This is a genomic window from Donghicola tyrosinivorans, from assembly GCF_003003355.1.
Lineage (GTDB): Bacteria > Pseudomonadota > Alphaproteobacteria > Rhodobacterales > Rhodobacteraceae > Donghicola > Donghicola tyrosinivorans.
The window spans coordinates 1-25,713 of the sequence record NZ_PVTQ01000001.1 but is presented as its reverse complement, the minus strand read 5'-3'; the positions used below and the strand labels follow the sequence as shown (position 1 = coordinate 25,713).

The 25,713-nt window shown below is 58.3% G+C and carries 20 protein-coding genes; 7 read left to right on the top strand and 13 right to left on the bottom strand.

From position 1 onward, the window contains the following. Positions 1–33: 33 nt before the first annotated feature. From CLV74_RS00105 to dtd, 5 genes are all read left to right on the top strand, one after another. Positions 34–939, top strand: a complete 906-nt coding sequence (locus tag CLV74_RS00105; RefSeq protein WP_106262186.1) for a DUF2927 domain-containing protein — start codon at positions 34–36, stop codon at positions 937–939. A gap of 16 nt (positions 940–955) precedes the next feature. Continuing rightward, complete coding sequence (locus CLV74_RS00100; RefSeq protein WP_106262185.1) at positions 956–2,086, top strand: SPFH domain-containing protein; 1,131 nt, start codon at positions 956–958, stop codon at positions 2,084–2,086. A gap of 231 nt (positions 2,087–2,317) precedes the next feature. Beyond that, the gene (locus CLV74_RS00095) at positions 2,318–3,403 is read left to right on the top strand and encodes a TFIIB-type zinc finger domain-containing protein (RefSeq protein ID WP_106262184.1); all 1,086 of its coding nucleotides are present in this window, start codon (positions 2,318–2,320) and stop codon (positions 3,401–3,403) included. A gap of 60 nt (positions 3,404–3,463) precedes the next feature. Further along, positions 3,464–4,384, top strand: coding sequence for a carbohydrate kinase family protein (locus CLV74_RS00090; RefSeq protein ID WP_106262183.1), 921 nt, complete (start codon positions 3,464–3,466; stop codon positions 4,382–4,384). Beyond that, positions 4,381–4,824, top strand: a complete 444-nt coding sequence (gene dtd, locus CLV74_RS00085) for a D-aminoacyl-tRNA deacylase (protein ID WP_106262182.1) — start codon at positions 4,381–4,383, stop codon at positions 4,822–4,824. The genes CLV74_RS00090 and dtd overlap by 4 nt, the downstream gene beginning before the upstream one ends. A gap of 96 nt (positions 4,825–4,920) precedes the next feature. Here the strand turns inward: dtd and CLV74_RS00080 are convergent, their stop codons facing one another. The 7 genes from CLV74_RS00080 to aroQ all read right to left on the bottom strand — a co-directional run bounded on the left by CLV74_RS00080 (position 4,921) and on the right by aroQ (position 15,589). After that, entirely contained in the window at positions 4,921–6,096 is a 1,176-nt protein-coding gene (locus CLV74_RS00080; protein ID WP_106262181.1) for an HlyD family type I secretion periplasmic adaptor subunit, read from the bottom strand. Between the two features lie 3 nt (positions 6,097–6,099). Beyond that, a complete protein-coding gene (locus tag CLV74_RS00075; protein WP_106262180.1) occupies positions 6,100–8,421 on the bottom strand; it encodes an ATP-binding cassette domain-containing protein in 2,322 nt (773 codons plus the stop codon). Further along, the gene (locus CLV74_RS00070) at positions 8,418–9,704 is read right to left on the bottom strand and encodes a TolC family protein (protein ID WP_106262179.1); all 1,287 of its coding nucleotides are present in this window, start codon (positions 9,702–9,704) and stop codon (positions 8,418–8,420) included. Before CLV74_RS00070 ends, CLV74_RS00075 begins: the two co-directional genes overlap by 4 nt. A 104-nt stretch (positions 9,705–9,808) precedes the next feature. Further along, positions 9,809–12,292 (bottom strand): Ig-like domain-containing protein, encoded by a 2,484-nt coding sequence (locus tag CLV74_RS00065; protein WP_106262178.1) that lies wholly within the window; start codon positions 12,290–12,292, stop codon positions 9,809–9,811. A 776-nt stretch (positions 12,293–13,068) separates the two neighbouring features. Next, on the bottom strand, positions 13,069–13,953 hold the full coding sequence (gene purU / locus CLV74_RS00060) for a formyltetrahydrofolate deformylase (protein ID WP_106262177.1): 885 nt from the start codon (positions 13,951–13,953) through the stop codon (positions 13,069–13,071). Between the two features lie 73 nt (positions 13,954–14,026). After that, positions 14,027–14,929 (bottom strand): bifunctional methylenetetrahydrofolate dehydrogenase/methenyltetrahydrofolate cyclohydrolase FolD, encoded by a 903-nt coding sequence (folD, locus tag CLV74_RS00055; RefSeq protein WP_106262176.1) that lies wholly within the window; start codon positions 14,927–14,929, stop codon positions 14,027–14,029. 225 nt (positions 14,930–15,154) lie between these two features. Continuing rightward, positions 15,155–15,589: a type II 3-dehydroquinate dehydratase gene (gene aroQ, locus CLV74_RS00050; RefSeq protein WP_106262175.1), complete on the bottom strand. Its 435-nt coding sequence runs from the start codon at positions 15,587–15,589 to the stop codon at positions 15,155–15,157. Between the two features lie 233 nt (positions 15,590–15,822). On the opposite strand from aroQ, the gene CLV74_RS00045 reads away from it, so the two are divergent. Continuing rightward, the gene (locus CLV74_RS00045; protein WP_106262174.1) at positions 15,823–17,379 is read left to right on the top strand and encodes a methyl-accepting chemotaxis protein; all 1,557 of its coding nucleotides are present in this window, start codon (positions 15,823–15,825) and stop codon (positions 17,377–17,379) included. A 4-nt stretch (positions 17,380–17,383) separates the two neighbouring features. Here the strand turns inward: CLV74_RS00045 and CLV74_RS00040 are convergent, their stop codons facing one another. The 4 genes from CLV74_RS00040 to pobA form a co-directional block, all read right to left on the bottom strand. Further along, a complete protein-coding gene (locus CLV74_RS00040) occupies positions 17,384–18,502 on the bottom strand; it encodes a THUMP domain-containing class I SAM-dependent RNA methyltransferase (RefSeq protein ID WP_106262173.1) in 1,119 nt (372 codons plus the stop codon). Between the two features lie 108 nt (positions 18,503–18,610). Continuing rightward, the gene (locus CLV74_RS00035; protein ID WP_106262172.1) at positions 18,611–19,858 is read right to left on the bottom strand and encodes a saccharopine dehydrogenase family protein; all 1,248 of its coding nucleotides are present in this window, start codon (positions 19,856–19,858) and stop codon (positions 18,611–18,613) included. A gap of 62 nt (positions 19,859–19,920) precedes the next feature. Beyond that, positions 19,921–21,018 (bottom strand): carboxynorspermidine decarboxylase, encoded by a 1,098-nt coding sequence (locus CLV74_RS00030; RefSeq protein WP_106262598.1) that lies wholly within the window; start codon positions 21,016–21,018, stop codon positions 19,921–19,923. A 183-nt stretch (positions 21,019–21,201) separates the two neighbouring features. Further along, positions 21,202–22,368 carry a 4-hydroxybenzoate 3-monooxygenase gene (gene pobA, locus CLV74_RS00025; RefSeq protein ID WP_106262171.1) on the bottom strand — a complete coding sequence of 389 codons (1,167 nt, stop codon included), beginning with the start codon at positions 22,366–22,368 and terminating at the stop codon, positions 21,202–21,204. 53 nt (positions 22,369–22,421) lie between these two features. Between pobA and CLV74_RS00020 the strand changes: the two genes are divergently transcribed. Beyond that, a complete protein-coding gene (locus tag CLV74_RS00020) occupies positions 22,422–23,309 on the top strand; it encodes a helix-turn-helix domain-containing protein (RefSeq protein ID WP_245888408.1) in 888 nt (295 codons plus the stop codon). Here CLV74_RS00020 and CLV74_RS00015 read toward each other — a convergent pair. Further along, positions 23,282–24,382, bottom strand: coding sequence for an acyltransferase family protein (locus tag CLV74_RS00015; protein ID WP_106262170.1), 1,101 nt, complete (start codon positions 24,380–24,382; stop codon positions 23,282–23,284). The genes CLV74_RS00020 and CLV74_RS00015 overlap by 28 nt on opposite strands. Next, positions 24,379–25,356 carry a sterol desaturase family protein gene (locus tag CLV74_RS00010; RefSeq protein ID WP_170107957.1) on the bottom strand — a complete coding sequence of 326 codons (978 nt, stop codon included), beginning with the start codon at positions 25,354–25,356 and terminating at the stop codon, positions 24,379–24,381. Before CLV74_RS00010 ends, CLV74_RS00015 begins: the two co-directional genes overlap by 4 nt. Positions 25,357–25,713: the final 357 nt, after the last annotated feature.

Sequence of the window (25,713 nt, the reverse complement as noted above, 5' to 3'; positions counted from 1 at the left end):
CTGCTTGCAGTCATCGGGGGGTGTAGCGCACCGGTGACATTTCCGACCGTGCAGGTCAGCCAGCCCGCCCGCAACATTACCGAACAGCAAAAGGCCAGCCTCCCCGATCCGAACCCGCCTTACAAAGCGGCAACGCATAAAGGGAATGGCCTGCGCCGCTACTATGCGATGCTGCAACAGCGTCTGTTGAAACAAGGCAAGTTGCGCACTGCTGCCTCTGGCCCAGACATGACCTATAGCAGCCGCGATCTGGTACGGGATTTCGACCGGATCGCCTTGCATAGCGAATACATCTCGTCGGGGCGGCAACTGGTCTCGGTGAATGCGCCCTCAGTGCTCAAGCGCTGGAGCGATCCAATCAACGCATTCACGGTCTTCAGCGCCTCGGTCCCGCCAAGCCAAAGGGACGCGGCCCGCCGCAACGTGCAGGCCATGACCCAGCAACTGACCAAAGCCAGCGGCCACCCCGTTCGAATGGGCACGCGTGATAATGCAAATTTCTTCCTGTTGTTCATCGCAGAAGAAGATCGCGCCGCTTATGCTCAGGCCATGCAAGCGGCAATCCCCGAGATTGATCCCTTCACCCTGTCCACCGTACAGGCAATGCCGCGCAACCAGTTGTGTCTGGCGATCACGTTTCCAAAATCCAAAGGCTCGCCCTATATCGGCAAGACGCTTGTGGTGATCCGGGCCGAGAACCCCGGCCTACTGCGCCAATCCTGTATCCATGAAGAAATGGCACAGGCGATGGGCCTGCCCAATGACAGCTTTACGGCACGCCCGTCGATCTTCAACGACGACGAAGAATTTGCCTTGCTGACCAAACATGATGAACAATTGCTGCAAATTCTATACGATCGGCGCCTGAAGCCGGGGATGACCCGACAAGAGGCATTGCCAATCGTGAACAAGATCGTGTCCGATCTTAACGGACGATAATTTCAGGAAGGATTTTATGGGTATCTTCGATTTCCTCAAAGGCGAGTTCATCGACGTCATCCACTGGGTTGTTGACACCCGCGACACGATGGTTTGGCGCTTCGAGCGTGAGGGCCACGCGATCAAATACGGTGCCAAGCTGACTGTGCGCGAAGGGCAATCCGCCGTCTTCGTCCACGAAGGTCAGCTGGCCGATGTGTTCACCCCCGGCCTTTACATGCTGGAAACGAACAACATGCCGATCCTGACCACGTTGCAGCATTGGGATCACGGGTTCCAGTCGCCCTTCAAGTCCGAGATCTACTACGTCAACACCACCCGCTTTACCGATCTGAAGTGGGGGACCAAGAACCCGATCATGGTGCGCGATCCCGAATTCGGCCCCGTGCGTCTGCGGGCCTTTGGCACCTATGCAATCCGCGTCACCGATCCGGCCCGCTTCATGTCCGAGATCGTGGGCACCGATGGCGAATTCACCGCCGACGAGATCAGCTACCAGATCCGCAACATCATCGTCAGCCGCGCCTCGCAGGCGCTGGCGGCCAGCAATATTCCCGTGCTGGATATGGCGGCCAATACCGGCGATCTGGGCAAGGTGATCGTGGCGCAGGTCTCGCCCACGCTGGCGGAATACGGCCTTGAGATGCCCGAGTTCTATGTCGAAAACATCTCGCTGCCCGAAGCGGTCGAGAAGGCGCTGGACAAGCGGTCTTCGATGGGGATCGTCGGCAATCTGGACGACTATGTGAAGTTCAATGCCGCCGAGAGCATGTCGGCAGGTGACAGCGCTTTTGCGGCCTCGATGGGGGCTGGCATGGGCGCGGGAATGGGGATGGCGATGGGCGGCATGACCATGCAGCCGCGTTCCGGTCCTTGGGGCGCCGCCCCTGCCCCGCAGGCAGCCCCTGTTGCACCGCCGCCGCCGCCCGCAGAACACGTCTGGCACATCGCCGAAAACGGCGCGACGCAAGGACCGTTCTCGAAGGCGCGGCTGGGACGTATGGCCCAAGAGGGTGGCCTAACCCGTGACACGTTGGTCTGGACCGCCGGTCAGGACGGCTGGAAACGGGCCGAGGACGTGATAGAGCTGGCGCAACTGTTCACCGTCATGCCCCCGCCTCCGCCGCCGCCCCCGCCGGGTGCCTGATCCCATATGCTGTGATTTTCTGACAAGGGCGCGCTGAATGTCGCGCCCTTTCGCAAATCTGGTGCATCTGGGCATTGCCTGTGGATAAAATCGTGCAGTAGGCTGGCGACGCAGACCGACTTTCTTGCAAACCAATTTATGACCCAAGTTTTTGAATATGACCTGTTGCGGCCTTCTGACAATCTCGACCCGAAACACCGCCACAGGTTATCCGCACGGCCGGAGACCTGAATGAGTATCGAAGAACATCGTTTTCCCTGTGAACAATGCGGCTCGGACATGCGGTTCTCGCCCTCATCGGGACAGCTTTTGTGTGACCACTGCGGCCATTCGCGCCCCATGGTGGACGAAGCACATGCTCCTGCCCTGCGCGAGTTGAACTTTGAAGAGGCGCTGGCCCGCGAACTGCCCCAAGCAGAGTTTGAAGACACCCGCGTTGTCGGCTGCCCCAATTGCGGGGCGCAGGTGGAATTCGATGCGGATGTGCATTCCAAAGAATGCCCCTTCTGCGCGACGCCCGTGGTCATCGATACGGGCACTCACCGGCATATCAAGCCCAAGGCCCTGCTGCCCTTTGCCCTGAATGAGGACGCCGCGCGGGATGCCATGAACCGCTGGCTTGGCAAGCTGTGGTTCGCGCCGAACAAGCTACAGCAATACGCCCGCAAGGGCCGCAAGATGCAGGGCATCTATGTGCCCTACTGGACCTTCGATTCCCAAACCCAGACAGCCTATTCAGGGATGCGCGGCACGGTCTACTATGAGACCCAAAGCTACATGTCGAATGGCGAGCGGAAGACGCGGCAGGTGCAAAAGGTCCGCTGGACCCCTGCCTCGGGGCGCGTGGCGCGGTTCTTTGACGATGTGCTTGTGCTTGGCTCGCAATCCCTGCCCCGCAATTTCACCGAGGCGCTAGAGCCATGGGATCTGTCGGGGCTTGAACCCTACACCCCCGAATATCTGGCCGGCTTCCGCGCCGAGGGCTACACAGTACCGCTGGAAGAGGCGTTTGAAGATGCGCGGGTCAAGATGTCCCGCGTGATCGAGCGTGACGTGAAAGCTGATATCGGCGGCGACCGCCAGCGCATCGCCAAGATGGACACCAAGGTCTGGGACACCACCTTCAAGCACGTTCTACTGCCGGTCTGGGTGGCTGCCTACAAGTACCAAGGCAAAACCTACCGCTTTGTGGTCAATGGCCGCACGGGCCGCGTGCAAGGCGAACGTCCGTACTCGGCATGGAAAATCGCCATTGCCGTGGTGCTGGGTCTGATCGTTGCGGCAGGCATCGGTTATCTGGTAGCAACCAATCAATAGGGTTGCGAACCTGCCGTTCTTGGGTATTGGTAGCGCAAACATCAGTATCCGGAGGTTCCCATGATCCTTTGCTGCGGCGAAGCCCTGATTGATATGCTGCCCCGTCAGGCCACCACGGGCGAGAATGCCTTTGCCCCCCACGCAGGCGGCGCGGTGTTCAACACGGCGATTGCTCTGGGCCGTCTTGGGGCGCCCACCGGCATGTTCACCGGCATCAGCGCAGACTTCTTTGGCGACCAGCTGATTGAAACGCTAGAGGATTCAAAGGTCGATACCAGCACCGTACATCGCGCGGATGCGCCCTGCACCGTGGCCTTTGTCAAACTGGTTGACGGTCACGCGACCTATGCCTTCTACGATGAGAACACCGCAGGACGGATGCTGTCCACGGACGCTCTGCCCGAGGTCGGCGACGATGTACGCGCCCTCTTCTTTGGCGGCATCTCTCTGGTGGTCGAGCCCTGCGGTGCCACCTATGAGGCCCTGATGACCCGTGAGGCGGCAAACCGCGTCACTATGGTTGATCCCAACATCCGTCCCGGTTTCATCAAGGACGAGGCCGCTTATCGCGCCCGCGTCGATCGCATAATGTCGCTGGCCGATATCGTGAAGCTGTCTGATGAAGATCTGGAATGGCTGATGCCCGAAGGCGACATCGACAGTCGCGCCGCACAGGTTCTGGCGATGGGGCCGAAGCTGCTGTGCATCACCCGCGGCAAGGACGGGGCCACCGGCTACACCAATCGCGGCCGCGTGGATGTGGGGTCGGAACGAGTGACCGTTGTGGACACCGTGGGCGCTGGCGATACCTTCAACGCAGGCGTTCTGGCCTCGCTGGATCAGGCGGGCGTTCTGGACAAGGACGCGCTGGCTAGCCTGCCTGACGACGTGATCGCGGACGCCCTGCGTCTAGGGGCGAAAGCGGCAGCCATCACTGTCAGCCGCGCCGGCGCCAACCCGCCCTGGACCCACGAACTATGAGAGCGCTGATCCAGCGTGTTTCCGAAGCCCGCGTGGATATTGCGGGCGAAACCGTCGGCCAGATCGGCGCGGGGGTGATGATCTTGATCTGCGCCATGCAGGGGGACACCCCCGAGATGGCCGACAAGCTGGCCGCCAAGATCAGCAAGATGCGCATCTTCCCCGATGCCGAGGGCAAGATGAACCTGTCGCTGATGGACACCCACAAGGCCGCGCTAGTGGTTAGCCAGTTCACCCTGTCGGCGGACACGCGGCGCGGCAATCGGCCCGGTTTTTCCACCGCTGCGGCCCCTGCGGATGGCGATGCGTTGTATCAACACTTCTCTCAGGCGCTGCGCGATCTTGGAGTTCAGGTCGAAAACGGCCGCTTTGGTGCCGATATGCAGGTCCATCTGTGCAACGACGGACCCGTCACCATCTGGGTTGATACCGAGGCCTAAGTCCTCGTCACACGGACAAGAAAAGAGGGCTGCCTTCGCAAGAAGAGCAGCCCTTTCAGTCTTCAGTCTTGGGTCAGTCTTGGGTAATTTCTGCGATCAGGGCTCGCGCAGCGCCTCACGGGATTTGTAAAGCGGCTTCAAAAGGTACTGCAGGACGGTCTTTTCGCCTGTGTGCAGCTCGACCACGGCCTGCATACCGGGGCGGATCTCAACGGTTTTCTGACGCGCCAAAAGGTCCGAGGTATCGACCCGCACAGTCACCTTATAATGCGGATTGCCATCGGGTTGCTGGCTGCGTTCGTCCTTGAAGGTGTCAGCCGAGATAAAGTCCACTTTGCCCTCAAGGCTGCCGTAGATCGTGTAGTCATAGGCACTGAGCTTTACGGTCGCGTCCTGACCATGCAGGACGTTTGCGATGTCCTCGGGCTTGACCTTGGCCTCGACGAACAGCTCGTCATCCATCGGGATGATCTGCATGATCTCTTCACCGGGGCGGACAACGCCGCCGATGGTGGTGACCGACAGGTTGTTGACCACACCGCGCATGGGGCTGATCAGCATGGTACGGTCCAACTGGTCGCGGCTGGCCTTCATGTTCTGCTTCAGCGTCGCCAGTTCTTTCAGGGTTTCCGAATACTGCTCGGCCCGTTCCAATTCGGTCTGGGTGACGATCTCGTCGAACCGCTTCTGGGCGTCGGCGTGGGCCTTGCGGGCGCGGGTCACTTCGATTAGCGCCACGATCTTACGTTCCAGCAGGTTTTCCAGCAGGTCACGCTCTTCGGCGGACTGGTCCAGAACCTCCTGCGCGCCATCACGGCTTTTGACAAAGTCCGACTGGCGGGCCTGAATCAACGCCTTTTCCGAGGCCACGATATCGGGCGCGGCTTCGGCCAATTCAGGGGGTAGCGTGAAATCATATGCGCCAGCCAATTCGGCCTCAAGGCGGATACGGCGGATTTCCAGCGCCGAAATCTGCGCGCCGATGTCGTCCACTTCGGACCGGAAACGGGTGCTGTGCAGGCGGGCCAGTTCCTGACCACGTTCCACCGTGTCGCCTTCTTTCACGAAAAGCTCGGACAGGATACCGCCTTCAAGGTTCTGGATGATCTGCGGTCGCGAGGACGAGATCACCTCGCCCTGACCGCGCACGATTTCATCCAGCGAGGCAAACCCCGCCCATGCAATGAAGATGATCAGGGCTGCACCGGCAACACGGATCATCGTCCGTGATCCCTGAATGCCATCATCAAGTTCGGTGCTGAGGGTCGACATGGCTTACCTCGTGATTTTGCCAGCGGCGTTTTGGGTCAGATGGGCCACAACCTGCTCGCGCGGACCGTCCACGGCCATCCGGCCATTCTGGAAGATCAGGGTGCGGCTGGTTAGCGACAGGATCGGCAGACGGTGGGTGGCGACAACGGTGGTCCGCCCCTTCAGCCAAGTGCCCAGACGGCTGACCAGAGTGGCCTCAAGGGTTTGGTCCAACGAAGCGGTCGGCTCGTCCAGCAGGACGATGGGCGGGTTCTGTAGCCAGATGCGCGCCCAACCAATGGACTGGCGCTGACCTACGGACAGGCCCTGTCCGCCGTCGGTGATCTCAAGGTCCAGCCCCTTGTGGTGGGCTTTCACGAACGGCCCCAGACCCGCGAAGTCCAGCGCTTCATAAAGACGGTCGTCGTCCCGCTCTAGCTGATGCAGGTTCAGGTTCTCACGCAGGGTGCCTGCGAACAGGCGAACGTCCTGACCAAGGTAGCCAATGTTGCGGCGCAGATCGCGGGGCGCAATCTGCCCCATATCCACACCGTCAATCAGCAGACGACCACTGGAGGGGGCATAAAGACCCGACAGCAACTTGAGGAAGGTCGACTTGCCCGAACCATTCACACCCAGAACCGCCACCGCTTCGCCAGCGGGGATTTTCAGGGTCGGGATATCAAGGATCGGAGCGCCGTTTTCCTTGTCGTACTGGAACTGGGCCTGACGGAATTCAAACGCGCCTTCCAGACGGTCGCGGCGCAGGTAGGTACGGCCAGCGGCCAGATCCTGTTCGGCCTTGGCGATGGTATCCAGACCATCCAGCGCGTTCTTGACGTTTGACCAACGGGCCAGCGTCCCTGCCAACTGGGTCAGCGGCGCCAGCGTACGGCTGGTCAGAATACCGACCGCGATGATCGAGCCCACAGTGAATTCGCCCACGAACACCAGATAGGTGCCGGTCACCACAGCAGCGATATAGGTCGCCTGCTGGATGCCTTGGCTCCAGTAGGTGATGGCGGTGGACAGACGGCGCTGCTCGCTCGACTTGATCGAGCTGAGGCCGGTCAACTCCGACCACACACGACGGATGCGATCCTCGCCGCGCTGGGTCTTCACGGTATCCAGTTCAAAGATGGTCTCGTACAGCAGACGCGAGGCGCGGGTCGATGCGCCCTGCGTTTCTTTGGTCAGACGGATCATCTTCTTTTGCAGCAGGAAGCTGGGAACAACCATCAGCACGCCGCCAAGCACCAGCACCCACACCACGCTGCCCGCGATAGAGGCCACCAGCGCAAGGAAAACGATGATAAAGGGCAGATCCGCAAGGCTGCCGATCGAGGCTGCGGTAAAGAATTCACGGACCGAGCCGAATTCACGCATGGCCGCGAATAGCTGCGAGGGCGAGCCGCCACGGAAATCCGAGCGCATCCCCAGAAGCTTGTCCATCAGCATCCGCTGGATGTTCAATTCGATCTTGCGGCCGGCGCTGTCCATCAAACGGGCGCGGGCCAGCTTCATCATCGCCTCAAGCGACAGGGCAATCAGCGCACCAATGGCCAGAACCCACAGGGTCGCTTCGGACTGGTGCGGGATCACGCGGTCATAGACCTGCAAGCTGAACAACGCGACAGACACCGCCAGAATGTTGGCAATGAGCGAGCCGAAGGCGATCTCGGCAAAATAACGGCGCAGCTTGTGGAATTCACCCCAGAACCAGTGGGCCTGCTCTTCGACGGGGGCGTGCACTTCGCGCACCTGATCGATCGAGACTTCAGCGCGGACCATGACGCCTGCGAAGAAGGGCTCGAACTCGATCATCGGCACATAGGCACGGTTGTCGGTGCAGCTGGTGTCATAGATCACCAGTTCGTCGCCCATTTGGTCCAGAACCAGCACGGACTGGCCGCTGATCATCTGCGAGATGGCAGGCCAGAGTTGCGGGGTCAGCTGGCCAACGGTCATCACGCGGGTTTTCAGACCCACCGATTGCAGACCTGCGGCCATGGCTTTGGGCTGGGTCGCGTCGGATTTGCCCGAACGCACCATCGCCTCAAGAATATCGCTGGCCGAGGCGTCCACGCCAAGGAAGCTGGCATAGACGGCGGCCAGATCGGCACGGGCACGGGCGCGCCCTTCGGTATCTGCCTGCGGTTTAGCTGCCAGTTTGGTGGTGACTTCGGCCACGCCGATGGCGGCGGGCTTTACGGCCTTGATTGTCGGACCGGCCTTCACACCTTTGGGCGCTTCTGGCGGGACCACACTTTTCAGCTTGGCTGCCGGATGAGGCGGATTTTCAGCGCCGCCGGGCTTTACGGTCAGAGAGATAGGCTCGTTGCTCATACTGCATCCCCGTTCACCAGAAGTCCGTATTCATTGGCGATGCTCAGTCGGGTCAGGATCGCGTCATAGCGCAAACCCACATGCTCCAACTGGCTGTCCACCATGCCTTCATAGACATTCACAACATCCATCACCTGACGCTGTCCGGCCTCATACTGTTCCTGGAACAGCGTGTAGTTGCGCTTGGCTTGCGCGGCCAATGTGCCGGTGTTCTGCTGCTGCCGGTCGAGCGAGGCCAGCTGCTGCTGCAAACGGGCCACGACGCGGGCGGTGTCCTCATAGGCCTGCTGGATTTGCGCCTCGGCGGCCTGCTGGCTGGCGTCTGCCGCGCCAAGGCTGTCAGCGGTGCCAAGTCCCAGCATCCCGCCCCCGAATACAAGCGCGCCGGAGGAGTCATCCTTATTTGCCGCGCCGCTTGCCGTCAGCGATGGCAACAGACCCGCGCGTTCGATCTTGGCTTCGGCGATAGTGCGGCTGCGCTCGCCTTCGGCGCTCATAACGCTAAGGGGTTCGGTGCCTTCGGGCACAGGCGCAATGTCGGAAATCCCGCGCAGATCATCCAGCGGATAGGCGGCCATCGCGTTCAGCTCGGCCAGAGCCGTCGCGGCGGTTTCCATATCCGCGTTCAGAGTTTCACGGGCTTCATTCAGCTTGAGGCGCAGGACGTTCTCATCAGAACTGTCCGAGACACCACCGGCCACACGGGCCTCCATGATGCGCATAAAATCGGCCATATCCGCAGCGGCCTGACCTGAGATTTTCGCACGGGCTCGGGCTTTCTCGGCAGTGATAAACAGCTTCAGCGCATCCATAACGCGCTGGTTCGAGCTTTCGCTCAGGCTCGCGGCCGCCACTTCCACGTCAGCGGCGGCATAGGCGCGCTCGGCCTTTTTGCGACCGTTGTCAAAGATGACCTGCTCAACCAGCAAGGTCGCCACAAAGTCACCCATATTGTCCAAAGAAATCTCGGGCCCGATCTGGGGCAACCAGTTCTTTTGCGCCGCACTAGAGCGCAAAACGGCCGCACGAAGCTCTGCTTCTGCGGCGCGCGAGTTTGCGGCCATCACAGCGTCTGCAACCTGATCGAAACTTGACCCTTCCGGCAGCACACTACGCCGCGCTTGAAGGCTCGTGATCAAGTGAGACCCTTGTGTATTCGCCGCATTCAATCCATGCGTCGGAGCGGCCTCATAGGCCTCGCCCGACTGTCCGTCATTCGATCCCATGCACCCGGCAAGCGCAAAAAGCGCAACACCGGCAGCAAGGTATGCTGCCCGTCTCATTCAAGAACTCCGCTCAATAGCGCCTGCTATATTTTTATATTTGGTTGGCGCAGCCTCGGCAGGCAGGGCGTATCCGCCCTGCCCGATGTCATTTTTCTTAAACCTTAGACGACGTTTACGTCAATTTCCTGATCAACATAAACCGTTGCTTCGCCAAGCGTGTAGACATCGTAGTTGGTGCCATCGACGTTCTCGACGGTTTGTGCGGTCACGCCGGTCAGGTTGACCGTATCGTCTACACCACCTTCGATGGTCACGCGGTCGCCGTTTTCCGACAGAGCAAGCACTTGGGCTTCGGTCAGGTTCAGCACCGCGTCAGTTGCGAACGACAGTTCGATCTGATCGATATTGAAGTTATTGGTCACAGCGCTGCCAATCGAAACCTGGCTAGTCGCAGTATCGTCCAGCGCGATGTAGGTTGCGCTCGAGTTACCGGCCAAATCCGCAATCGACATGACAACATCTTCGCCGTCACCCAGCGGATTGATGAAGGTATAGTCGGTCGAGTTAGTGATCAGGTCAGGATCGCTGTAAACATCGAAGTTCAGGTTCGCACCAACAGTCAGGTTGTCGATGCTGGCGCCATCTTGTGCCACCGCTGCAACCGACAGAACGTGATCGCTATCAACAACGTTGTCCATGGTCAGACCCGATGTTTCGTTCAACGTGTTGTATGTCACGTCGCCCGCGTTCATCGCGTCGGGAATGATGGTGTCAATGTCGATCGTATCGGTGCTGCCGTACTGATCATCGGTGTCGTCAATGTTGCCTGCTGCATCGGTGTCGAACATCACGACCTTTGCGTCATCCAGCTCGATCTGGCCGATCTGGGCAGGCGTAAAGGTTGCGGTCCACGCACCGGTGGTCGGGTTCACCACAGCAGTGGTTTCAGCAAACACGGTGCCACGCAGCGACACGACCGAGTAGTCATCGGGGTAGTAGATGCGCACGGTGACATTGGTCGAGCCGATCTCAGAGGTACCCGTCAGAACAACACCGCCATCGTTGGTACCCGCATTGAAAGTATCACCAAGCTCGTTGATGCTCATGTTCACGACTTTGGTGTCGATGTCGATGGTGCCACGTTCGCCCTGAGCCGACTGCACACCGTCGGTTGCGGTGCTGTTGCCCGCTGCGTCGGTCGCAACTGCACTGACGGTCACACTGTAGCGGTCTGCAACAGGGACAGTGCTGGGGTAATCGAAGAACCAGTCGCCGTTTGCATCAATGTTGGCCGCCGGAACGGTATATGTGCGCGAGCCGATGGTCAGAACAATGGTGTTCGACGGATCGTCGGTCGTACCATAAAGCGTCGCGGGCGCATCGGTGCCGATTGCTTCTTCGTAGTTGGCGGTATTGTCGCCTTCGAAGTTCGCGGTATCGACGGTCACAGCCACTTCGGTGTCGATGACAACAGTGTCGTCCTTGGTGATCGTGTTGCCGTACTGGTCAACAGCCGTCACCGACATATCGAAGGTGTGCTCGCCCGAAGGAACCTGCGACTCGGTGAATTCGATGGTCCAGTCACCGTTTGCATCAACCAACGCCGAACCGGTCACAGCGGTGCCGTTCACGTCGACAGTCAGGGTCACAGTTGCGCCAGGCTCACTGGTACCGGTGATACGTACACCGTCTTCGGTGTCGTACTCGGTTTCATTCCAGACGTCGTTGGTGCTGCCCGCGCCATCGGTTACGACAACATCGACAACAGTATCAACGAGGAAACTGGGGCCGGTTAGCGTGGTCGAGGTGCCGCCAACAGGGGTCACAACCACGGTCGAGGTATAGTTACCATCTTCCGAACCGTCGTCATTCCAGTCGGCGTCGCCGGTCGAAACGCTCCAATTGCCGTTGGTGTCGGCAGTGGTGGTCAGTGTGATATCGTCAACGGTCACAACAACGGTCGAGCCCGCAGGCGCGGTACCGGTGATCGCAACGGTTTGCGTTGTCGGGTCACTGGTCACAACGTGCGTGCCGGGGTTCACGGTGATCGGCGTGGTGGTGCCGGGATCGGTCGGATCGGTAGGGTCCGTCGGATCGGTCGGGTCGGTCACGGTGGTGCCGCCGCCGCCATCCTCATCGCCGCCGCCCAGTGCCGCTGCACCCAGAAGACCTGCGCCGATCAGTGCGCCGATGGGGCCAGCACCAACCAGAGCCGCAGGCGCCAGCATGGCCACCGCGTCATCATCATAGGTCTCTGCTGCCAGAACCTCATCGCCATCAACGAAGATCAGATCGTCGGCGGGGTTCCATTTGCCCCAGTTACCGGCATCCGCGTAATGCGAGAAGGTGGCAGTTCCCATATCTTCGGTAAACAGGACCTGAGACAGTTCGCCATCTGCAGACAGATACAGCTTGTTTGTATCGCTGGAGAAAAAGTCCTGAAGTACGATCGTCCGGCCATCAGCCAGATAGATCTGAAGGTTTGCGCCTTCACGTACAAAATTGGTTACAGATTCACGCCGCAGGTTCAGCGAAATCTCTTGGCCGACGCCCATCTGAACAAGGGAAGCACCCTCTTCAGCCGCCATGGCACCACGGGACACGGCTCCACCGCCGCTCTTCACGGCATAGTCAATAGCTTGCATATCTCTGCTCCGCCTCAATCGAGCCCATTTGTTTTTATTGGAGGGCCCTGTCTACCTTTTGGGTTCAAGTTACCTCCTTTCAGCCACATTCGCTAGAGTTTTCGCTATCCCATTGGTCGTTGTGGCCTTTTTCCACCACTTCACCGCGCCGACCACAATATTTCGCGGAATATTCAATGCAAACGCCCTACGGTTGTGCTCATTTCTGCAACAATACATCCGATACTTATGAAATTGATCCACCGAGGCGCGTCAGAGCTGGCAGCAAAGTCAGCCCGCTTTTGCCCTTGTGATTTTCAGAACTGCCCTAAACAGAGCGCACGACGAATCAATTGAGTCGGAGAGAACACGGCTCCTGACAAAGTGTGATTTTTGCAGCTTTCACAGTAGAATGGAGGTGACAGTGAAAGTGATCTGAGCAAGGCCATACACGATATACCCGCGCCCGCGTCAAAACCCGCCCGTTTGTGGAAACCAATCATGTCAAATAATATACGTAATTTTTGATTACAATTTCCGCTCGCCCGCTTATCCTTTGGGTTAGTCAGCGACCCGCAATGCAACCAGACCATTTTCTGTCTTCGGGCATAGTCAGCAAAGCTCTACCTAAAGCCGAGCCTTTCCTTTCGAGAGAAAAATCCAAATACCCGCAAAGGAACGGGCCATAACACTTGCCCTATTTTGGCCACTTCACGGCCTTGCTTCACCGCTTCTCCAAACGAAAAACGGCGGCCCAATGAGCCGCCGCTTCCAATTCGCTGCAACAGGCGTTCGACTTAGCCCATACGCTCGGATGCATAGCTGCCGGGCGATGCGGGGAAGACAACGGTCTTGTTGCCGTTCAGGAAGACGCGGCGATGGATATGTGCGTGGATGGCGCGGGCAAGCACTTGCGCTTCGACGTCACGACCCAAGGAGACATAGTCATCAGGGCTCTGCGCGTGGGTGACGCGGATGATGTCCTGTTCGATGATCGGGCCTTCGTCCAGATCAGCGGTCACATAGTGCGAGGTTGCACCGATCAGCTTCACGCCGCGCTCGAAGGCTTGCTTATAGGGGTTTGCCCCCTTGAAGGACGGCAGGAACGAATGGTGGATGTTGATGATGCGGCCCGACATCTTCTGGCACATCTCATCGCTGAGGATCTGCATGTAGCGGGCCAGCACGATCAGCTCAGCGCCGGTATCCTCGACCACTTGCATGATCGCAGCCTCGGCGGTGGGCTTGTTCTCTTTGGTGACCTTAATGCAATGGAAGGGAATGTCGTGGTTCACGACGACCTTCTGGTAGTCCATGTGGTTCGAGATCACCGCCACGATATCAATCGGCAGCGCGCCGATGCGCCAGCGGTACAGCAGGTCATTCAGGCAGTGGCCAAAACGGCTGACCATGATGACGACCTTCATCTTCTGGGCCTCATCGTGGAAGTTGTAGTCCATCTGAAAGGCTTCGGCGACAGGCGTAAATGCGGCCTCGACATCCGCCAGATCGGCGCCCTGCTCGCTTTCGAAGCTGACGCGCATAAAGAAATTGCCGGTCTGCGCATCATCGAACTGCGAGCTGTCCGTGATGTTGCAACCTTTGTCGGCCAGATAGTTTGCGATGGCGGCCACAATCCCGCGGGTCGAGGGACAGGTGACGGTCAGGGCGTACTTGGTCATTCTCGTTATCCTTAGAACGAAGTGATGTTGGGCGGGGACGCCACCCCGAGGGGCGCGCCGGATGTCGGGATGGTCAGGCAGTCAAGCCTGTGGGTTCGGGCAGGCCATTGGCGCGACAACAAGCCGTCACCGTGTTGGCCAAAAGGCAGGCGATCGTCATCGGCCCCACCCCTCCTGGGACAGGTGTAATCGCCCCTGCGACCTTTGATGCGTCGGAAAACGCCACATCGCCCACCAGACGCGTCTTGCCTTCACCCTTCTCGGGGGCATCGATGCGGTTGATGCCCACGTCGATGACAGTTGCGCCTTCTTTGATCCAGTCGCCGGGCACCATCTCGGGGCGGCCAACAGCAGCGACAACGATATCGGCGCGGCGGACAACCTCGGGCAGATCCTTGGTGCGGCTGTGCGCGATGGTCACGGTGCAGCTATCGCCAAGCAGAAGTTGCGCCATCGGCTTTCCAACGATGTTGCTGCGGCCCACGACCACGGCGTTCATGCCCGACAGAGACCCGTGATGATCGCGCAGCATCATCAAGCACCCCAGCGGCGTGCAGGGCACCATGGACTTTTGCCCCGTCCCCAGAAGACCCACGTTCGAGATATGAAACCCATCCACATCCTTCGCCGGATCAATCGCGTTGATCACCAGATCGCTGTCCAGATGGGCGGGCAGCGGCAGCTGCACCAGAATACCGTGAACGGCTGGATCATTGTTCAGCTGGTCGATCAGCGCCAGCAGGTCGGCCTCCGACGTCTCGGCATCCAGCTTGTGTTCATAGCTGTTCATGCCTACTTCGACGGCCTGCTTGCCCTTCGAGCGCACATAGACCTGAGAGGCCGGATCCTCGCCCACCAGCACTACCGCCAGACCGGGGGTGATGCCGTGTTCTTCTTTCAGGCGGCTTACGTGGCCGGCCACTTGTTCGCGCACCTTGGCCGCGAAGGCCTTGCCGTCGATGATCGTTGCGGTCATGGGTCATCTCCCGTTTCGCGCGTCATGCGCCATCTGTGCACCCCTTGGGTGCGGCTGCGGGACTTTATGTATCGGAAATTACAGCAAGAAACGTAAAAATATCCACATTGCCCGCATTTTTACAGGGGCAGAACGTGCAGATCAGATCGCCGGTTTCCTATCGGCAACACGAAGTCACCGATAGGTACATCCGATCTATTTTCGACCAATTGATCGAAAAATTGATTAGAGCAGCTGCAACAGTCGGCGCATCGCCGCGTTGTAGCCCTCAATCCCAAGACCCGCGATCACCGCCGTGGCAATGTCCGAGACATAGGAATGGTGACGGAAAGCCTCGCGCGCATGGACGTTCGAGATATGCACTTCGAAGATCGGCATTTCGCAGGTCAGCAGGGCATCGCGGATCGCGACCGAGGTATGGGTGTAGGCCGCCGGATTGATAATCACACCGCAGCCCTCAAGGCGGGCTTTGTGGATGGTATCCACGATCTCGCCTTCGTGGTTCGACTGGTGGAAGGAAATCTCATGGCCCTCCGCCCCTGCGATCTCGCGCAGCTTGGCCTCGACGTCGGCCAGTGTGTCGTGTCCGTAAATCTCGGGCTGGCGCTTGCCCAAGAGGTTCAGGTTGGGGCCGTTCAGGACAAAAATCTTCTTGGACATGGTGTTGTCTCCCAAAATAGTCCGGCTTGGGTCGCAAATTCCAAAGCGTTGGTCAATCGGGCAATCACTGGCGCCATGCACCAGAATTGACGTGGCGAACCTGACCGGACGATCAATGCCATCCGTGCAGATCCTGCCGTAGACTGACGGAAGACTATGGATGATGCGTCGGCAAGACACAGCCTTCCGGCCTCCATCATCGTTCATGCAGCGGTATTCGGAAGGACTCAGCCATGCGCCTGTCACTCAAAGCCCGCCTGACCCTGACCTTTATTATGCTACTTGGGCTGATGGCCGCGATGGGGGGCTTTTCACTGCATCAGTTACAGGCCATGCAAACGCGCAGTCAGACCATCGTTCAGGATAACTTCAGCGCGATCCGGACCTTCGATGAACTGGCCGAACAGCAGGCCGAAATCCAGCGGATTATGCGCGATTACATCATGCTGAACGACGACAGCCTGCGCCGCACGTTCACAGCCGAACTTGAGGCCCTGCGCGGCAAACAAGGGTTGGTGCTGGACACCGCCCGCGCCACTGCACGGCCCGAGACGGTCAAGCTTCTGGACCGCTACGACAGTCTGCGAAAGGAACTGGAGGGGATCAACACCCGCGTGCTTGCCGATCTGTCAAATGGCGACCAGGCGAAGGCGTCGGAAAAGCTGTTCATGAACAGCTCGCTGGTCCACTCAGAGATGTCCACCACCATCCGCGAGGTCCAATCGCGCGAAACCCGCGCAATGGACGAGGCCGTCACCGCATCGCAGCAAGCCTATGAACAGGCGCGATTGATCGCTTTTGGCATCATGGCGGCAGCGCTTCTGGTGTCGATCATCGCCGCCTTCCGCATAATTAAAACGCTGATGAAGGGGGTCTACAAAGCCAACCTTCTTAGCGCCCAAGTGGCGAATGGCGATCTGACCCATATGGCCAATATCACCGGAAATTCAGAACTCAGCGCCCTTTTACACAATCTGAACCGCATGGTCATCGGCCTGCGCGGGATCGTGACCGAGGTCCAAACCGGTGCCGAGCATGTGGCCGTAGGGGCCACGCAGATGGCCCGCTCGTCCGAGAGCATCAGTGATGCCTCCACACAGCAAAGCGCGGCGACAGAAAGGGTCGCGTCGGCGATTGAAGAGATTAACGGCAACATCGCCCGCACCGCCGAGAACGCCCGCATGACCGAAGCCGTCGCCGTCGAGGCCGCCAGAGATGCCCGCATCAGCGGCGAAGAGGTCCAACATGCACTGGCCGCCCTTAGCGACATTCTGGCCAAGGTCGGCGTCATCCAAGAGATCGCACGCCAGACCGACCTGCTGGCCCTGAACGCCGCGGTCGAAGCTGCCCGCGCGGGCGAGCATGGGCGCGGCTTTGCCGTGGTGGCCCAAGAGGTGCGCAAACTGGCCGAACGCAGCCAGTCCGCCGCGATAGAGATCAGCAAGATCTCTGCCGGATCGGTTATTGCCACCAAGGATGCAGGCAACAAGTTGAATGCACTGGTGGAGTTGATTGAGCGCACATCGGCACTGGTCAGTGACATGTCGCGCGCAAACTCGGAAATCGCTCAGGGCGCGGAACAAATGCGTAAGACGATCATTGAGTTGGACGATTCAACCCAAGCCAATGACTCTGCCTCGGTCGAGATGTCGTCCACTGCTGAAGAACTGGCTGCACAGGCCGCCGCCCTGCGCGAGACGATCAGTAATTTCACTGTCGCCGAGAAGACGGCAGACGTTCCCGCCGCAGCAGAGGCGCCAGAGCCAGAACTGGTAGAAGAGCCTGCCTAAAGTCTTAAGGCAGCGGTGCTGTCCGATAAAGCGCGATGCGCATACCGCCGTGAGGCACGGGCGGAAGGCCGGGTAGAAAGTCCAAGCCGGTGGCTTTTGCAAGGCCGGGCTCGCTGGTGACGATGCCCACACGCCAACCGTGGAACCGCTCTTTCAGCGTTTTGCCAAGGGCACCGTAAACCGCGAACAGGTTCTTTTTATTGCCGATCCGCGCGCCGTAAGGCGGGTTCACGATGACCAGACCGGCGGGCACGCCTTCGGGCGGAGTCAGGTCGCTGACGCTTTGACAGGTGAACTGACATGCATCCATGACCCCTGCCCGCGTGGCGTTCGCGGTGCTCATCCGAACGGCACCCTGATCCCTGTCTGACCCGAAATAGCGCAGCGGCGGGACCGTAGGTTCGGCGCTGTCCTTGAGGCGCTGCCAGACCTTGGGGTCGAAATTCTGAAGCTCTTGGAACGCGAAATCACGGGTGCGCCCGGGATAAAGGCCCGAGGCCATTTCGGCGGCTTCAATGATGAAAGTGCCAGAACCGCACATGGGATCCACGACCACCTGCGTTCCGTCATAGCCGCACTGGCGCAGGAAGGCGGCAGCAAGGTTTTCCCGCATGGGCGCCTTGTTCACCGCCTCTTTGTGGCCGCGCTTGTGCAGGCTCTCACCGGTGGTATCGATGCTGAAGGTACACAGATCGTCCTCAATCCGCAGTTTGATGACCAGCTGCGCTTCGGGGTCGATCTTGGCCCCTACGATATCCTTCACCGCCTTCTTCACCCGCTCGGCGGCGGCGCGATCGTGATAAATCTTGGATTTGCGGCAGGTCGCCTCGACCTTCAGGCTGACGCCTTGGGGCAGCAAAGCAGCCCAGTCGATCTTGCGGGCGCGCTTATCCAGCTGCGCCAGATGCATGGCACGGAAGCTGGCGAAACGGGCCAGAATGCGCACCGCACAGCGCAGTTGCAGGTTGGCGCGCCAGACCTCGGTCCAGTCGCCGCGCACGGTGACGCCGCCCGCCTCTTGCACCACGCCTTGAAAGCCGCGCTCACGCGCCTCATCGGCCAGAACAGGTTCCAGCCCCGGAGGCGCCACAAGAAAGATGTCGAAGGTGTTTTCAGATTCCATGCCGCCTCATTAACGACAATCGCAGTGCCACGCGATAGAAATCAAAGCGCATGGCCCCAACGAAAAAGGGCGGGGAAACCCCCGCCCTTCGTGCATCCGATAAGACGCTTATTCGTTCCAGGCTTTGTCTTCGCCATCCAGACCGCCAACCTGTACACGGGTCGGCAGGCCGATCTTGTCCAGAATGGAGAAGAAGGGCTTGGGGTCCAGCTCTTCGACGTTTTTCATGGTCTTGGCGTCCCACTCACCGGTGGCCACCAGCATCGCGGCGGCAACGGGCGGCACGCCTGCGGTGTAGCTGATGCCTTGGCTGCCCACCTCGTTGTACGCGTCTTTGTGATCGGCCACGTTGTAAACAAAAACCTCAACGTCTTTGCCGTCCTTGGTGCCTTTCACCAGATCGCCGATGCAGGTCTTGCCGGTGTAATTCGGCGCAAGGCTGGAGGGATCGGGCAGCACAGCCTTAACCACTTTCAGCGGCACCACTTCCTGACCTTCGGCAGTTTTGACGGGCTGCTCGGACAGCAGGCCAAGGCTTTGCAGAACGGTGAAGACATTGATGTAGTGATCGCCAAAGCCCATCCAGAAGCGCACGTCCGCCTGCGGATAGTTGGTCGCCAGCGAATGCACTTCGTCGTGGCCCGACTGATAGGCGCGGCATGTGCCGACGACAGGCAGATCCCAGTCATGGCCGGTCTCGAACATCTGCTTCTCTTTCCACTGCTGGTCTTCCCAGTAGTAGACGACACCGGTGAATTCGCGGAAGTTGATCTCGGGGTCGAAGTTCGTCGCGAAATACTTGCCGTGCGAGCCCGCGTTGATGTCCACGATGTCGATGGACTTCACTTCGTCCATGTATTCATCAATGGCAAAGCGCGCAAACGCGTTCACAACGCCCGGGTCAAAGCCCGCACCCAGAATGGCGGTCACGCCCTTCTCGGCGCAGAGATCACGCTTTTTCCATTCGTAGTTGGCGTACCATGGCGGGGTTTCGCAGATCTTGGTGGGGTCTTCGTGGATCGCGGTGTCGATATAGGCAGCACCGGTTTCGATGCAGGCATCCATGACGGTCATGTTCACGAAGGCCGAGCCCACGTTGATCACAATCTGCGCACCGGTCTTGTTGATCAGCGCGGCCACAGCGGCACTATCCATTGCGTCCACTTGATGGGCTTGCAGAACGCCCTCTTGCTTCATCGCGTCCTTCTCGCGGACGGACTCAAGGATCGCCTCGCACTTCGAAAGCGTCCGGCTGGCGATATGGATATCCCCCAGCACATCGTTGTTTTGCGCGCATTTATGCGCCACGACCTGAGCGACGCCACCAGCGCCGATGATGAGTACGTTCTGTTTCAACGCAACGAACCCCCTTTGGTTTATCGTTTAGGGTAAAGCACTAACGCCCGAAGGCGACACAATCACGACAGTGCTGCCGCGAAATCTTCATAGGTGAAATCACGGACCAGACGTTCTGTCCCGTCCAATTCACGGATTGCAATGGCAGGCATTTTGACGCCGTTGAACCAGTTCTTCTTCACCATCGTATAACCGGCCGCATCCTGAATGCTGATCCGGTCCCCCGCCTTCAAAGGCGCAGGGAATTTAAACTCGCCAAAAATGTCTCCGGCCAGACAGGACTTTCCGCAGACCATCCATTCATGTTCCCCCGACTGATCCATCCGTGCGCTTTCACGATAGATCAGCAGGTCCAGCATATGCGCTTCGATGCTGCTGTCCACAATCGCAAGTTGTTTTCCGTTAAGCAAAGTGTCCAGAACGGTGACTTCCAGCGTCGTTGACTTGGTAATAGCCGCTTCTCCAGGCTCAAGGTAAACCTGAACCTCATTCTGGTCGCTAAAGCGCTTCAGACGCTCGGCCAGTTTGTCCAGCGGATAGCCCTCGCCGGTAAAGTGGATACCGCCCCCAAGGCTGATCCACTCCATCTTGCGGATCAGATAGCCAAAGCGCTGCTCAATGCTGGACAGCATCGCGTCAAAGCGGTCGAAGTCCGCATTCTCGCAGTTGTTGTGGAACATGAAGCCGGTGATCAGATCGGCCACAGGCTCGATATTCGCCGGATCATGTTCGCCCAAACGGCTAAAGGGACGCGCAGGATCGGCCAGATCAAAACCGCTGGTCGAGACACCGGGGTTCACGCGCAGGCCACGGGTATGGTTCCGGCTGACCTCTTCAAAGCGGGTCAACTGACCGACGGTATTGAAGATGATCTTGTCCGAGCTTGCCAGCACCTCGTCGATCTCGTTGTCCGCCCAAGCGACGGAATAAGCGTGGGTCTCACCGGGAAATTTCTCGCGCCCCAGCTTGACCTCAAAAAGGCTGCTAGAGGTGGTGCCGTCCATGTATTCGCTCATCATGTCGAACACCGACCAAGTGGCGAAACACTTGAGCGCCAGCAACGCCTTTGCCCCTGAATGTTCCCGCAGCCAGGCGATCTTTTCCATGTTCGGCAACAGCCGCGATTTATCAATCAGGTAGTATGGCGTCTGAAGCGTCATGGTGCCTCCGGCATGAAAAGACCGCATGTGAGGACGGCCGTATACGGGCTGGTTCTTCCTGCCACAAGGGGCCTGAAAGGATGTTCCCCTTCGATCTAAGCTTCCTTAACAGAGGCGCAAGAAAAAAGCCCGCAAGAAGGCTGTCCTCTTGCAGGCGTAAAGGTTTTAAGCCGCTCGAGGCTATCAGAATGGCAGACCGATATAATTCTCTGCCAACTCGCGCCGCGCTGTTTCAGAATGGGCCAGATGATCCAGCGTCGCGCGGCGCATCTGTTCGGAGAAGCTGTCCTCGCCTTCGAAACGGTGCAGCATGGTGGTCATCTGCCAGCTAAAGCGCATGGCCTTCCATATCCGCCGCAGCGCCAGTTCCGAATAGGCGTCAATACCGCTGGTGTTGCCTTTCAGCGCCTCGATCAGGGCTTGATACAGGTAGAACACATCCGAAGCTGCAAGGTTCAGCCCCTTGGCGCCGGTCGGCGGTACGATATGGGCCGCATCCCCCACAAGGAACAGGTTCCCCCAGCGCAGAGGCTCGGACACAAAGCTGCGCAACGGCGCGATAGATTTCTCGATCGAGGGGCCAGTCTCCATCGTCGCGGCAACCTCGGACGGCAAGCGGCGCTTGAGTTCGGTCCAGAAGGCGTCGTCGCTCCAGTCTTCGGGTTTATCGGTCAGAGGCACCTGAATGTAGTAACGCGACAGCTGCGCATTCCGCATCGAGGCCAGAGCGAAACCGTGGGGCGAGTTTGCATAGATCAGCTCATCATCCGCCGGCCTGGTCCGCGACAGAACCCCCAGCCAACCAAAGGGGTACACGCGCTCAAATTCACGGCGTTTTTCTTCGGGGATGGTCTTGCGGCTGACGCCGTGAAAACCGTCACAGCCCGCGATATAGTCGCAGTCGATCCGCTGGCGCTGGCCATTCAGCGTGTATTCCACATAGCTGCCAGCCCGTTCCAGATCGTTCAGGGTCACATCTTCGACCCCGTGAATGATGGTGGTGCCCATGGCATCCTGCGCAGCGTAGAGATCCTGCGTCACTTCGGTCTGACCATAGACCATCACCTGCTTGCCGGTCAGTTCCTTGAAATCGATCCGGACCTTCATGTCCGCATCAGTCAGAAAGCAGCCGTCATGGGGAAAGCCTTCGGCGTCCATGCGCGCACCAACACCTGCCTCACGCAGCAGATCCACCGTGCCCCACTCTAGAATGCCCGCCCGAATGCGGGACAGAACATGGTCGCGGGTGCTCCGCTCAAGAATGACAGTGGCAACGCCGGCCTTGTTAAGCAGTTGCGACAGCAGCAGCCCCGACGGGCCACCGCCAATAATGGCGACTTGGGTTTTCATATGCGCGTCCTCCTCTGAGAATTGCACATTACAAGCACCCATGCGCACCAAGAATGGATCAATCCAGCAAGCTCTGGTACTATTCGAACATGAGCAGCGAAAAACATATCCCCAGCTTTACGCTTTTCGGCGAAACCAGCGATTTCCCCGATGTCATCCACGTCGAGAGAATCTGGGACCGGGCGCGACTGCATGACTGGAAGATCACGCCGCACCGTCATGAGCAAATGTATCAGCTATTCCATCTGGCCCGTGGTCATGCCGAGGTCGAACTAGACGGGCGGCGCGAACGCCTGTCGCAAGGGACGCTGCTATTTGTGCCACCGCGCACCGTCCACGGCTTTGCGTTTGCCCAAGGCACGGAGGGAGACGTGCTGAGCTTTCCCTCTCCAGTGATCAAAGCGATGCAGCCACGGACATCAGCGCTGGATGGAGCCTTGCAGCATCCGTTTATGGTGCCCGCGACTGACGTCATGCGAACAACCATCGCCCAGTTAATGATTACCTTCCAGTCAGGCGAAAGCTTCCGCACCCATTTGCTAGTTGCGTTCTCTCATGCACTGATCGCGGCAATCGCCGCCGCACGTCACGACACCGATCCTGCGCGGGCCGAAGGGGATACGCTGTTGGACCGGTTGAACCGCCTGATCGCGGACCACCATGAAAGCAACTGGCGCACAGCAGACTACGCCGATGCCCTTTCTGTCAGTGCAGGCCATCTAAGCCGCACCTGTCGCAAGATCGCAGGTCTAAGTGCCAACGCGTTCATTGAGCATAGCCTGATGACCGAAGCTTGCCGCCTTCTGGCCTTTACCCAATTGCCTGTGGCAGAGATCGGCTACCGCTTGGGCTTTTCCGATCCCGCCTATTTTTCACGCCGCTTTCGCGCCGCCCGTGGCGAAGCCCCATCAGACTATCGGGCCCGGTTTGTCGCCAACTGACGGAATGACGGAAAACGTCCTGTCAGTATTTCTCTGAAATAAGGCAATGGTCGCTCGAATATCGCGGCAAACAGATAGCAGACCATCAGCGTCACCCCCACAAACACGAGGTCATAGAGCGGCGCAAAGGACGGCCAAACATTGAAGACTGCCAGAAACTGCATGACAGGGTAGTGGACAAGATAGAGCGAGAAACTTCCTCCAGCAGCCCATTTGATGAGCCGCGCAACTTTTCCAAAGGAACTGTCGCGCAGCAAGGAAGCCATCCCGTATAGATGCACGCACACAAACACGGCCAGAATGTTGTTCCACAAAAATTCATTCGAAAACCGTAGCGACAGTGCGGCATCGATATTAGCGGTCCAACTATAGAACTGAGCAGGCAGATTTTGCCACAAAGCAACCGGGTAAAATACGAGCGGCAGGGCAGCGCACAACAGCGCCACGCTGCGGGGCAGAGCCTGTCTGCGCTGCAGACCCCGATACAGCAGCACCCCTAACAACCACGCGGGCATCAAGAACAAGATCGGCGCACCAACAATCGCACATCCCATCATGAGTAGCCCGATGCGCCGCACCCCGCGCAAATAAAACGCAACTGCGAAGAACGCATAGTAAGCGGCTTCATAGCTGAGCGACCAATAGGGCCCGTTTGACCCTAATCGAACGGGCAAAACAGCCCACTCATTGGAAAAACTCAGCCCCCGCAGCATCTGGTACCAGAAAGGCACCTCATTATAGTAGGTCACCGAGTAGCCTTCCGGCGCAAAGCCTGCCCCGAAGCGGTCAAGAACAAAACCCAATAACAGCACCGGCAACGCAACGGAAACCAATCGCGTGGCGCGATCAAAGGTGAAGCGCTGCAGTCCGCCACTTTTCGTCTCAGCCACATGTGCAATCACCAGACCAGAGAGAACGAAAAAGAGGACGACCGCATCGCTTCCCAGATTGAGTTCGCGAACCCAGAGCCAACGGCCATCCGAAAAACGCGGATAGCCGAAGTGCGATAGCAACACGACAACCGCCGCGACAAACCGCACCAGATCAAGGTAAATAGAAAATCCGCGCGTCACCGTGCCAACCTGTCTGTGTCACTCTTCTCCGACGAGAATTTCGCAAACTTCTTAATAATCTGTTTCCAGGAATCCTGAATGGGGACCAACATCGCATTTTTTAAGGTATCGTGCCGTTGGCGGGTGCGCTCGCCACGGGCATTCCCCAGCCCAAACTCAATGATTTCTTCATTCTTCGGGATGTAAAGAGTGCCAAACATCCAATCCCAGATCGCCAGAACCTCACCATAGTTTTTGTTGTGATGCTTCGGATCAATAGAATGATGAATCTGGTGCTGCGCAGGAGAAATAAAGAGGTGCTCAAAAAATGAGCCAAAACTGATCCACACATGGGAATGGCGCAAATTCGCTCCTGCCATATAGAAAGCAAAATATGCAGCGTTGACCCCGGCGATCGTCGAATAGGCCGTCTCTGATGCAAAAACCAACAGAAAGACGCCCTGTAGTAAACCAATCAAAACACCCTTCGTGAAGATCGAAATCACGTCGTAAATGGGGTGTTTTCTGTAGACAGTCACCGGGGTCATGACCTCTGCCGAGTGATGCAGCGAATGAAATGGCCAGAAGATCCGGCTCTCATGATGGACCCGGTGGACCCAATAGATCGCAAAATCCAATACGCAGAGGAGAATGATCGCGACAAGTAATTCGGGAAACGGTTCAACGCCAAACCTTGTGATCTGAAAAGATGAAAGTTGATCTGCAATAAACGATGCGAAAAAGACGAGATTAAACAAACCAAGCGCATGCAAGATCAAGGAGAAGCCAAAGACCTTCAAATCTATCATATGCGATGCATGTAGATAGATTTCTTCAGGAAAGAGCCATTTCGCAAATGGGATTTTTATCTTGCGCGCACGGTAAGCGGCGAAGGCGATCAAGACGGACGTCGCCAAGTAATATGGCCACAAGCGGCTCTCAGGACCTACCACAAGCTGGTAGAAAGCATTCAAGATATCACTGGCACCCAACACGGTATATTCTCCATTTCGTAGGCCTAGTTTACACATCTTTCGGGCACATTTGTGGCACCCTAGATGCAAATCCCAAACCTGACGCTCAGTGGGGCATCCGAGAGGTAATCGGGTGATGTGTGGAAGTTTCTTCGTGTGTCTTGCGCGTCCCACGACGGCTATGCGATCGATCTGAGTGGTGAGCTAGGTGTAATGACCCACTGATTTCCTGCTCATGCTATAAAGGAAGAAAGTAGCCATGAGTAAGAGTATGGACGAGACTGTCAAACGCTGGACAGCCAAGCGAAAGACCGCCCTGGTGATCGAGATCATTCAGGGCAAAACCACGGTGGCGGAGGCCAGCCGGACCTATGATCT

Excerpts from the sequence above, each read along its gene's own strand:
- CLV74_RS00100 (WP_106262185.1), top strand. The coding sequence starts at position 956 with ATGGGTATCTTCGATTTCCTCAAAGGCGAGTTCATCGACGTCATCCAC.
- CLV74_RS00095 (WP_106262184.1), top strand. The coding sequence starts at position 2,318 with ATGAGTATCGAAGAACATCGTTTTCCCTGTGAACAATGCGGCTCGGAC.
- CLV74_RS00090 (WP_106262183.1), top strand. The coding sequence starts at position 3,464 with ATGATCCTTTGCTGCGGCGAAGCCCTGATTGATATGCTGCCCCGTCAG.
- dtd (WP_106262182.1), top strand. The coding sequence starts at position 4,381 with ATGAGAGCGCTGATCCAGCGTGTTTCCGAAGCCCGCGTGGATATTGCG.
- CLV74_RS00080 (WP_106262181.1), bottom strand. The coding sequence starts at position 6,096 with ATGTCGACCCTCAGCACCGAACTTGATGATGGCATTCAGGGATCACGG.
- CLV74_RS00075 (WP_106262180.1), bottom strand. The coding sequence starts at position 8,421 with ATGAGCAACGAGCCTATCTCTCTGACCGTAAAGCCCGGCGGCGCTGAA.
- CLV74_RS00070 (WP_106262179.1), bottom strand. The coding sequence starts at position 9,704 with ATGAGACGGGCAGCATACCTTGCTGCCGGTGTTGCGCTTTTTGCGCTT.
- CLV74_RS00065 (WP_106262178.1), bottom strand. The coding sequence starts at position 12,292 with ATGCAAGCTATTGACTATGCCGTGAAGAGCGGCGGTGGAGCCGTGTCC.
- purU (WP_106262177.1), bottom strand. The coding sequence starts at position 13,953 with ATGACCAAGTACGCCCTGACCGTCACCTGTCCCTCGACCCGCGGGATT.
- folD (WP_106262176.1), bottom strand. The coding sequence starts at position 14,929 with ATGACCGCAACGATCATCGACGGCAAGGCCTTCGCGGCCAAGGTGCGC.
- aroQ (WP_106262175.1), bottom strand. The coding sequence starts at position 15,589 with ATGTCCAAGAAGATTTTTGTCCTGAACGGCCCCAACCTGAACCTCTTG.
- CLV74_RS00045 (WP_106262174.1), top strand. The coding sequence starts at position 15,823 with ATGCGCCTGTCACTCAAAGCCCGCCTGACCCTGACCTTTATTATGCTA.
- CLV74_RS00040 (WP_106262173.1), bottom strand. The coding sequence starts at position 18,502 with ATGGAATCTGAAAACACCTTCGACATCTTTCTTGTGGCGCCTCCGGGG.
- CLV74_RS00030 (WP_106262598.1), bottom strand. The coding sequence starts at position 21,018 with ATGACGCTTCAGACGCCATACTACCTGATTGATAAATCGCGGCTGTTG.
- pobA (WP_106262171.1), bottom strand. The coding sequence starts at position 22,368 with ATGAAAACCCAAGTCGCCATTATTGGCGGTGGCCCGTCGGGGCTGCTG.
- CLV74_RS00020 (WP_245888408.1), top strand. The coding sequence starts at position 22,422 with ATGGATCAATCCAGCAAGCTCTGGTACTATTCGAACATGAGCAGCGAA.